The following is an 8486-nucleotide window of genomic DNA, read 5'->3' as shown; positions in this document are numbered from 1 at the left end:
GAACTGCATTGTTTGGCGCGTGCTAATCGTCAGCGCTGGCGCGCGGCAATTGCGTCTCTGGTCTTAAACAACGTTTGCGATTAGCGGCGATACCCCCTCTTCGTCATCCCGGGCGGAGCGAAGCGGAGACCCGGGATCCATGCCGGAATGCAAAAGAGCTTCAGCGGCGCAGAACGCGTCGACATCAGGACCGGGCCGCGCCTGACGATGCTGCGACCAATGGGTCCCGGATAACCTGCGCTTCGCTCCGGTTTCCGGGATGACGACGACAGAGATGCTTGTACCAATCGCGGAAGTTGGCGTCGCGCCCTGCGCCGCTCCCGTGGCAACTCCAAAGAAAAGCCGGCCACGAGGGACCGGCTTTGGAGTAAGGGGGACGGGCGGGGGGTTGGGCATAAGGGGACAGCCCGTCCATCGTCAAAACGCACGTTCCGCAAATTGGTTCCCAAAAAAGAATCTTTTTTGAAGATTTTTTTGAGTTCTTGCAAATACTTGAAATCGCAAGTTTTTTCGCGCTAAGCCATGCGCATCCGGCGCGCTACCAGCCAGTCGCGGCCGGCATGGGCAAAGACTGCGGCGAGCACGATGATGCCGCCGATGAGGCTTGCGGCAGGCGGCAGTTCGGACAGGAACAGCCAGCCGAAGAAGATGGCGAAGGGCACTTCGGCGGAGCCGAGCAGGCCGGATTCGGCAGCGGGAATGAGCCGCGAGCCTTCGGTCCACAGCACGGAGGCAAGGGCGAAAGAGGCGCCGAAGGCTGCAAGAAGCATTGCATCACGCCCGGAAATGGCCAGCGGATCGGTGACGAACCAGCCCAGCGCGAAGAGCAGGAAGGCCGACACCGCACCTGCCCAGACCACCGGCGTGTCGCGGAATTTCCGGATCAGCACCATGTAGAGCGCGCTGGAGAAGGTCATCAGAAGCGCCAGCCCGTCGCCGAAAGGTCGGCCGGTGCCGATGCCAGAAAACACCATCAGGCCGACGCCGGCGAGCGACAGGCAGGCGGCGAGCAGGGTTTGCGAGCGCACGCGTTCGCGCACCAGAAGCCAGGCCAGCAGTGCAGCCACGAAAGGCGCGGTCGCGTAGATGATCGCGACATTGGCGACATAGGTGTTCTTGAAGGCGGCGATGAAGGCGATGCTGGCGAGCGCCCCGATCACGGCCATCAGCCAACCACGCCAGCCGAGGCGCAAGGGCGCTGGTGCTGTTTCGCGGCGGCGTCGCCAGAATACATAGGCGGTTATCAGCAGCCCGCCGACAAAGCCGCGCCAGCAATTGATCGTCAGCGGGTCGGCATGGATCGATTTGGTCAGCACGCCGGCAAGGCCGAAGACAGCCGCCGAGGCGCTGACGAGCGTTACGCCGAGCATGCGTTCTGTCGATTGATCCAGTTCCACGATTATTCCCTTACGCGGCAGCGAGCCGCAGATTACCGCATCGCCCCTGCCACCGCAGTGTCAGGAGGAAAGAAGCTATACGCGTTTGCGCAGATGCTCGCTGGCGATGATGACCACGCCGGCGAAGAAGATGAGGGCGGCGCCGATAAAAACCTCGCGGCGCGGAATGTCGCCCCAGATTGCGTAGCCGAGCGCGAAGGCCCAGACCAGCGAGGTGTATTCGAACGGCGCGATTACCGAGACCGGCGCGCGCTTCATGCCTTCGAACAGCATGAACTGCGCCACCCCGCCGAGCGAGCCGACGGTGACCAGAAGCAGGGCTTCCTGCCATGTCGGGGTCTGCCATAGGAAGGCCATCGGCACGCCGGCGATGACAAGGAAGAACGCATTGTTGAGGACGAGTTGCACCATGGTGCGTTCCTGCAGCGCGATCTTGCGCATCAGCACGATCGCCAGTGCCCACAGGAAGGCGGCGGCCAGCACCATGGCGACAGGCAGCGTTATGCCGAGCTTGCTGGGGTCGCAGGCGATGTAGACACCGACGAAGCCGATCAGTACCGCGACCCAGCGTATCCAAGGCACCTGTTCGCCAAGGATGAAGATCGACATGATGGTTATGATGACGGGGGCAGCGAAGTAGATGGTCGTCAGTTCGGCGAGCTGGAGATATTTTGCAGAACTGTAGAAGCACAGCCAGGCAAGCAGCGTCAGGAAGCTGCGCAACAGCATCGCCTTGACGATGGGCGAGCGGGCCGACTGGACGAGGAGTTCGCGTCCGCCAATCGCCACGCAGCCGGCAAGCACGGTTGCGCTGCGGAAGAACAGGATCTGCCAGACGGTGAGGCCCGTCACCAAGAGCTTGATCGAGGCGTCCTGCACCGAAAACAGGAAATAGGCGACGCCGGTGAGCATGATGCCGGCGTAGATCTTTTCGCGCGTGTCGAGAACGACGGCATTGGTCATGGAGCGGTCCTGCGGAATGGCGCTGCGGCGAGGCCAAGCAGCCGGCGCGCAGCCGCAGCTATAGGGCCGGGAAGGCTCGCCCGGCTACGCCAGCCGCAGCCGAACGTTGGGGCAGGCCCGGTCACGTCTTGCGGGCCAAAGGGCGCGCTGGCGTGATATGGTTCGGTCATAAGCGCAATCGGGAGGCTGGCATGAACGCCGACGAACTGAAGTCACTGCAGGCACCACTGAAGCAGGGTTATCGCGAAGACCCGGCGCAGGCGCTGATAACGCTGAGGGCGAAAGGATCGATCGACCAGCAATCCATCGCCTGCAAGGTCGAGACGGGCAGGGCGCTTGCCGTGGCCGGTCTTCATCCGGCGACGGGCGGCACCGGGCTCGAACTCTGCTCTGGCGATATGCTGCTGGAGGCGCTGGTGGCTTGTGCCGGCGTGACGCTGAAAGCGGTTGCGACGGCGCTGGAATTCCGCCTTGAAGGTGCGGCGGTGGAAGCCGAGGGCGACCTCGATTTCCGCGGCACGCTGGGCGTGGCGAAGGACGCGCCCGTCGGGTTTCGCGCGATCAGGCTGCGCTTCGATCTCGACACGGACGAGCCGCAGGACAGGATCGACACGCTGATCAAGCTCACCGAACGCTATTGCGTGGTGTTCCAGACCATCAACAGCAAGCCGGAGCTATCGGTGACGGCGAAAAACCACCGCCCGACGGCGAAGCTTTAGGAGTCAGGCTGGCTTATTCGGGCATCCGGTAGCTGACAAAACGGTCGTTCCGGACCTGGAAGAGCTTTCCGGTCTCGGTCAGTGCCGGGCTGGCCAGCGGCAGGATCTTTGCGGCGACCTCGGCGGGTTTCGGCAGCGTATCCGGGTCTTCGCCCGGCACGGCCTGCGCCCGCATGGCCGTGCGGGTCGCGCCCGGATCGACGGAATTGACGCGCAGCGCGCTGTTTTTCGTCTCGTCAGCCCAGGAACGGGCCATTGCCTCGACAGCCGCCTTGGATGCGGCATACGGCCCCCAGAAGGCGCGGGCGGAGTGTGCTGCACCCGACGACAGGATGATGGCGCGGCCGGCGTCGGATTTGCGCAGCAGCGGGTCGACCGAGCGGATAAGCCGCCATGTGCCGGTGACGTTGATGGCCATGACCTTGTCGAACACTTTTGCCTCGACATGGCCGAGCGGCGAGATGACGCCGAGCGCGCCGGCATTGGCGACGAGAATGTCGAGCTTGCCCCAGCGGTCGTTGATCGCGCCGCCGAGGCGATCGATGCCGGCCATGTCGGTGAGGTCGAGCGGCACGAGCGTGGCTTCGCCGCCGGCCTTCTTGATCTCGTCGTCAAGGTCTTCGAGCCCGCCGACGGTGCGGGCAACCGCGATGACATGCGCGCCGGCTGCCGCCATCTGCTTGGCGATCTGGTAGCCGATGCCGCGCGATGCGCCGGTGACGAGGGCGATGCGGCCGGTGAGGTCTATAGAAGGGGTCATTGATCCTGAGGTTTCAAAAAGGATTGCTGAATAAAATCGACTAACTGCTTTGCGGCAGTTTCATCAAGCGTGACAAACACCGTCGCCTCGCCGCCGCGTGACTTGAGTACCAGATAGCGCTCAGCGGAGTTGCGGGACTGTCGAACCTCGCACTCCAGAAAATCCGAACCGAGTGGCGTCGCGATCTCTGACTTGACGACTATCTCGTCGAGAAGCAGGTCCTTGATGAGTGAACCGGAAGCCTTGAGCCGATCCAAAAAGGTAGTAGGACGATCCGTCATGCCTTAGATCGACGCCTGCACGCTACTGCCCGCCGGTCGCCAACAGCGACAAGGTCCGCACATTGTCGGTGCCTTCGAGGTCGAGCAGGCGGGTGGGGTATTCGCCGGTGAAGCAGGCGTCGCAGAATTGCGGCTGCTCGTCGACGCGGCTCGCTTCGCCGACGGCGCGGTAGAGGCCGTCGATAGACAGGAAGCCGAGCGAATCGACGCGGATGAAATCGGCCATTTCCTCGACCGACATGCGCGACGCGAGCAGCTTGGCCTTTTCCGGCGTGTCGACGCCGTAGAAGCAGGAGGCGCGGGTGGGCGGCGAGGCGATGCGCATATGCACTTCTTTCGCGCCGGCTTCGCGTACCATCTGCACGATCTTCTGGCTGGTGGTGCCGCGCACGATGGAATCGTCGACCAGCACCACGCGCTTGCCCTCGATCATGCGGCGGTTGGCGTTGTGCTTCAGCTTCACGCCCATGTGGCGGATGGAATCGCCGGGCGAAATGAAGGTGCGTCCGACATAGTGGTTGCGGATGATGCCGAGCTCGAACGGAATGCCGGCCTGCTGCGAGAATCCGATCGCGGCGGGCGTGCCGGAATCAGGCACCGGAACGATGATATCGGCATCGATCGGGCTTTCGATGGCAAGCTCCATGCCGATGCGCTTGCGGATGTCATAGACATTGCGACCCTCGACGGAGGAGTCCGGCCGGGCGAAATAGACATATTCGAAGATGCAGAACCGCGATTTCTGCGGCTCGAAGGGGAAATGGCTCTCTATGCCCTTGCCGGTGACGACGACCATCTCGCCGGGCTTGAGATCGCGCACGAAACGCGCGCCGATGATGTCGAGCGCGCAGGTCTCGGAGGCAAGGATCCAGGCGCCGTCGAGGTCGCCCAGTACCAGCGGGCGAATGCCGAGCGGATCGCGCACACCGATCATCTTCTTGGAGGTCAGTGCGACCAGCGAGAAGGCGCCCTCGAGCTGGCGGATCGCCTCGATAAAGCGCGCGGTGATGTCGCGTTCCTTGCTCGTGGCGACGAGGTGAAGGATCGTTTCGGTATCCGAGGTGGAAGAGAAGATCGAACCCTGCTTCTGCAAGGTGCGCTGCACAGTCAGCGCGTTGGTGATGTTGCCGTTGTGGGCGACGGCCAGGCCGCCGGTGGAGAGTTCGGCAAAGAAGGGCTGCACGTTGCGCAGGCCGGCGCCGCCGGTGGTGGCGTAGCGCGTGTGGCCGATAGCGCGGGTGCCTTGCAGCCGGTCGATGACGGACTGCTTGGTGAAGGTGTCGCCGATCAGGCCGACATGGCGCTCGACATGGAACTGGCTGCCGTCATAGGAGACGATGCCGGCGGCTTCCTGGCCGCGATGCTGCAGGGCGTGAAGGCCGAGCGTGGTGATCGCGGCGGCTTCCGGGCGTCCGAAGATACCGAACACGCCGCACTCGTCGTGAAAATGATCGTCGGCCTCGGCCAGCAAGGTGTCGTCGGCTTGTGCCATCGGGCGGTCTCTCGTCAGAAAGCCATCATATAGGACAGCAGCGCTCGCAGCGCCACCATCAATTGTTGGCGGGCGGCGTTTCGGCCGGTGCGTTCTCTGCCGGTGCTTCGGCCGGGGCATTGTCGGCCGGCGGTGCTTCCGTACCGGCTTCCGGAGCCTCGGTGCCGGTTTCCGGCTTCAGGCGCTTGAGGATCGAGTTTTCCGGGTCTTCCGGCAGCGCATTTTCAAGCTTGGCGCCGATCGATTCCAGCAGCGGCTTCGACTTGGCGTTGGCGATCCATGCAGGCGGGTTCGAGCCGACGAGCCAGTTGAAGAACAGGAGGCCGACGGCAACTACCAGAATGCCGCGCGCCGCGCCATAGAGGAAGCCGAGGGTGCGATCGAGCGCGCCGACGCGGCTGTCGATGATGAAATCGGCGATCTTCATGGTGATGACGGTGACCACGATCAGCGCGATGATGAAGACGATGCCGGCGGCAGCGCCCATCGCCAGCTTCTCATTGTCGAGATGCGGCTGCACGTAGGGCAGAACCATCGGGTAGAAGAAATAGGCAGCGGCCGCGGCAGCCACCCAGGACGCGATGGAAAGAACCTCGCGGGAAAGGCCGCGAACCATGGCGAGCATTGCGGAAACAAGCGTGAAGCCGACGAGAATTCCGTCAAGCAGCGTAATCGGCATGTCGTTCCCACTCCATGATGGCGCTTTGCGCCTTTCCGGGCCGCGCTGGCGGCGATCCGTTCAGTCGTCAGTGTTCCGGCGAAGCGACCCCGCAATCCGCACCACGAGGTCCGTGAGCGTTGCGGGCTGGAAAGAGCCGGACCCGATTCCTCCGGATATTTCCTCGCTGCCCTTCGGCAGAACTGCCTGTCCAAAGCCCAGCTTTTCGGCTTCCTTAAGGCGCTGCTGCGCATGCGCAACCTGCCTTATGGCGCCCGAAAGGCTGATTTCGCCGAAATAGACGCAATCGGCGGGAAGGGCAAGACCAGTGAGCGAGGAAACCAGAGCGGCTGCAACCGCAAGATCAGCCGCGGGCTCTGAAATGCGGTAGCCGCCGGCCACATTCAGATAGACGTCATGCGTTGCAAAGCGCACCCCGCAATGGGCTTCGAGCACGGCCAGAACCATGGCGAGGCGTGGGCTGTCCCAGCCGACGACGGCGCGGCGCGGCGTGCCGAGCGGCGAGGGCGCGACCAGTGCCTGGATCTCGACCAGCACCGGCCGCGTGCCTTCCATGCCGGCAAAAACCGCAGCGCCGGGCGATTTTGCGTGTCTTTCGCCCAAAAAAAGCTCCGACGGATTGGCGACCTCGCGAAGGCCCTTGTCGGACATTTCGAAAACGCCGATCTCGTCGGTCGGCCCGAAGCGGTTTTTTACCGTGCGCAGGATGCGATAATGGTGGCCGCCTTCGCCTTCGAAATAGAGCACGGCATCGACCATATGCTCGACGACGCGCGGACCTGCGATCTGGCCTTCCTTGGTGACGTGGCCGACGAGAACGACCGCAGCGCCTGTGGATTTCGCATAGCGGATCATCGCCTGAGCCGACGAACGAACCTGCGTCACTGTGCCCGGAGCCGAATCGGCCATGTCGGTCCACAGCGTCTGGATCGAATCGAGGATGATCAGGTCGGGCCGCTTGCCATCGGCAATGGTGGCGAGAATGTCCTCGACATTGGTTTCGGCGGCAAGTTCCACAGCCGTGTTGGCGACGCCGAGGCGCTGGGCGCGCAGCCTGATCTGGGCAACCGCTTCTTCGCCCGAGACATAGACGATGCGGTGGCCGCGCGAGGCAAGTGCGGCTGCGGCCTGCGTGAGAAGCGTCGACTTGCCGATGCCGGGATCGCCGCCGACAAGAATGGCCGAGCCGCGCACGAAACCGCCGCCCAGCGCGCGGTCGAGCTCGCCGATGCCCGACGCGATGCGCGGCGCGTCCTCGATGTCGCCCGACAGCGTGGTGAGCGCCACGGCGCGGCCTTTTCGCGCGCTGCGCATGGAGGCCGGGCCGCTGCCGATGCCGCTGTTGGTGCCTTCCTCGATGAGCGTGTTCCACTCGCCGCAGGCATCGCATTTGCCGGCCCAGCGCGTGTGGACCGTGCCGCAATTCTGGCAGATGAACTGTGTGCGCGTTTTAGCCATGGGTTTCTCGAAGCTGCTGCATGGGCCGATTATTCAGTGCGATTGACGGTCGCCGCGCGCCGCTTGATCGTGGCTTCGATAAAGCCAGTGCGAACTTTTTCGTAGAGAGCATAAGGTAAGAATCCGTGCGAGAAGCTCTTTGAGCCTGAGCGAATTATTGGCCGTAGGTCAGGTCCTGGCCAGTTGAATTCGTTGGCCTCCGTCAGCACGATCCACGAGCGCTGGTCATCCAGACCGAGACGGCGCTTGGTCGCCGTGGGGATTTCGACAGCGTCTTCAGCGTGCTTCGGTGGGCTGTGTGTCACCGGAAGGACGGTCACTATTTGTCGCCCTTCGTCATTTGCCACGGTTAGAACAACCGCGCATGGCCTGTCCTTACTGCCTTCTTCCAGTCCTTTCCTATGCTCGGATAGCCAGAGGTAGCTGTAGTTTAAGACAAGGCCCTCTCTGGGATCTGGAATCTGGGCCAAGGATCAATCGTCAAGTTCGTGATCGAAAGCTTTGGTCTCTTCCGGCGCGCGTGCCTTTTCCAACGCAGCAAGTTGCTCGTCGGTGATATCATCCAGACTAAGCACCTCGCGGTCGCGACGCTTCAGGCGATTGTATTCCTCAGTCGAAATCATGACCGTTCGGTCCCGTCCGTTTCGCGTCACGGCAACCGGCTGCGTGAGCGCCAAATCCTGATAACGACCTATGTTGCGCTGGAACTCAGCGGCGCTGACCTTGATCATCTCCGA

At 63.0% G+C, this 8486-nt stretch carries 9 protein-coding genes; 1 reads left to right on the top strand and 8 read right to left on the bottom strand.

Going from position 1 to position 8486, the window contains the following annotated elements:
- Nucleotides 1-515: 515 nt before the first annotated feature.
- Both BM413_RS08450 and BM413_RS08445 read right to left on the bottom strand, forming a co-directional pair.
- The gene (locus BM413_RS08450) at nucleotides 516-1370 is read right to left on the bottom strand and encodes a DMT family transporter (RefSeq protein WP_091912299.1); all 855 of its coding nucleotides are present in this window, start codon (nucleotides 1368-1370) and stop codon (nucleotides 516-518) included.
- A gap of 102 nt (nucleotides 1371-1472) precedes the next feature.
- Entirely contained in the window at nucleotides 1473-2360 is an 888-nt protein-coding gene (locus BM413_RS08445; protein ID WP_091912249.1) for a DMT family transporter, read from the bottom strand.
- A 191-nt stretch (nucleotides 2361-2551) separates the two neighbouring features.
- Between BM413_RS08445 and BM413_RS08440 the strand changes: the two genes are divergently transcribed.
- Complete coding sequence (locus BM413_RS08440) at nucleotides 2552-3079, top strand: OsmC family protein (protein WP_091912246.1); 528 nt, start codon at nucleotides 2552-2554, stop codon at nucleotides 3077-3079.
- Nucleotides 3080-3092: 13 nt separating this feature from the next.
- Here the strand turns inward: BM413_RS08440 and BM413_RS08435 are convergent, their stop codons facing one another.
- The 6 genes from BM413_RS08435 to BM413_RS08405 all read right to left on the bottom strand — a co-directional run bounded on the left by BM413_RS08435 (nucleotide 3093) and on the right by BM413_RS08405 (nucleotide 8480).
- Complete coding sequence (locus BM413_RS08435) at nucleotides 3093-3839, bottom strand: SDR family NAD(P)-dependent oxidoreductase (protein ID WP_091912244.1); 747 nt, start codon at nucleotides 3837-3839, stop codon at nucleotides 3093-3095.
- Nucleotides 3836-4120: a hypothetical protein gene (locus tag BM413_RS08430; RefSeq protein WP_091912242.1), complete on the bottom strand. Its 285-nt coding sequence runs from the start codon at nucleotides 4118-4120 to the stop codon at nucleotides 3836-3838. The genes BM413_RS08435 and BM413_RS08430 overlap by 4 nt, the downstream gene beginning before the upstream one ends.
- Nucleotides 4121-4142: 22 nt before the next feature.
- Nucleotides 4143-5612: an amidophosphoribosyltransferase gene (purF, locus tag BM413_RS08425; RefSeq protein WP_091912240.1), complete on the bottom strand. Its 1470-nt coding sequence runs from the start codon at nucleotides 5610-5612 to the stop codon at nucleotides 4143-4145.
- Between the two features lie 58 nt (nucleotides 5613-5670).
- Nucleotides 5671-6291, bottom strand: coding sequence for a CvpA family protein (locus tag BM413_RS08420; RefSeq protein ID WP_091912238.1), 621 nt, complete (start codon nucleotides 6289-6291; stop codon nucleotides 5671-5673).
- A 60-nt stretch (nucleotides 6292-6351) separates the two neighbouring features.
- On the bottom strand, nucleotides 6352-7749 hold the full coding sequence (radA, locus tag BM413_RS08415; protein WP_091912236.1) for a DNA repair protein RadA: 1398 nt from the start codon (nucleotides 7747-7749) through the stop codon (nucleotides 6352-6354).
- Nucleotides 7750-8222: 473 nt separating this feature from the next.
- Nucleotides 8223-8480 carry a type II toxin-antitoxin system Phd/YefM family antitoxin gene (locus BM413_RS08405; protein ID WP_091912232.1) on the bottom strand — a complete coding sequence of 86 codons (258 nt, stop codon included), beginning with the start codon at nucleotides 8478-8480 and terminating at the stop codon, nucleotides 8223-8225.
- Nucleotides 8481-8486 lie beyond the last annotated feature (6 nt).

Origin of the sequence: Mesorhizobium sp. YR577 (assembly GCF_900116595.1) — a bacterium.
Lineage (GTDB): Bacteria > Pseudomonadota > Alphaproteobacteria > Rhizobiales > Rhizobiaceae > Mesorhizobium_M.
Note: the sequence above shows the minus strand (reverse complement) of the source record. Positions and strands in the feature narration are given on the sequence as shown.

What these genes read in the sequence shown, in the direction of transcription:
- BM413_RS08450 (WP_091912299.1), bottom strand. Translation starts at nt 1,370, where the DNA reads ATGCTCGGCGTAACGCTCGTCAGCGCCTCGGCGGCTGTCTTCGGCCTT.
- BM413_RS08445 (WP_091912249.1), bottom strand. Translation starts at nt 2,360, where the DNA reads ATGACCAATGCCGTCGTTCTCGACACGCGCGAAAAGATCTACGCCGGC.
- BM413_RS08440 (WP_091912246.1), top strand. Translation starts at nt 2,552, where the DNA reads ATGAACGCCGACGAACTGAAGTCACTGCAGGCACCACTGAAGCAGGGT.
- BM413_RS08435 (WP_091912244.1), bottom strand. Translation starts at nt 3,839, where the DNA reads ATGACCCCTTCTATAGACCTCACCGGCCGCATCGCCCTCGTCACCGGC.
- BM413_RS08430 (WP_091912242.1), bottom strand. Translation starts at nt 4,120, where the DNA reads ATGACGGATCGTCCTACTACCTTTTTGGATCGGCTCAAGGCTTCCGGT.
- purF (WP_091912240.1), bottom strand. Translation starts at nt 5,612, where the DNA reads ATGGCACAAGCCGACGACACCTTGCTGGCCGAGGCCGACGATCATTTT.
- BM413_RS08420 (WP_091912238.1), bottom strand. Translation starts at nt 6,291, where the DNA reads ATGCCGATTACGCTGCTTGACGGAATTCTCGTCGGCTTCACGCTTGTT.
- radA (WP_091912236.1), bottom strand. Translation starts at nt 7,749, where the DNA reads ATGGCTAAAACGCGCACACAGTTCATCTGCCAGAATTGCGGCACGGTC.
- BM413_RS08405 (WP_091912232.1), bottom strand. Translation starts at nt 8,480, where the DNA reads ATGATCAAGGTCAGCGCCGCTGAGTTCCAGCGCAACATAGGTCGTTAT.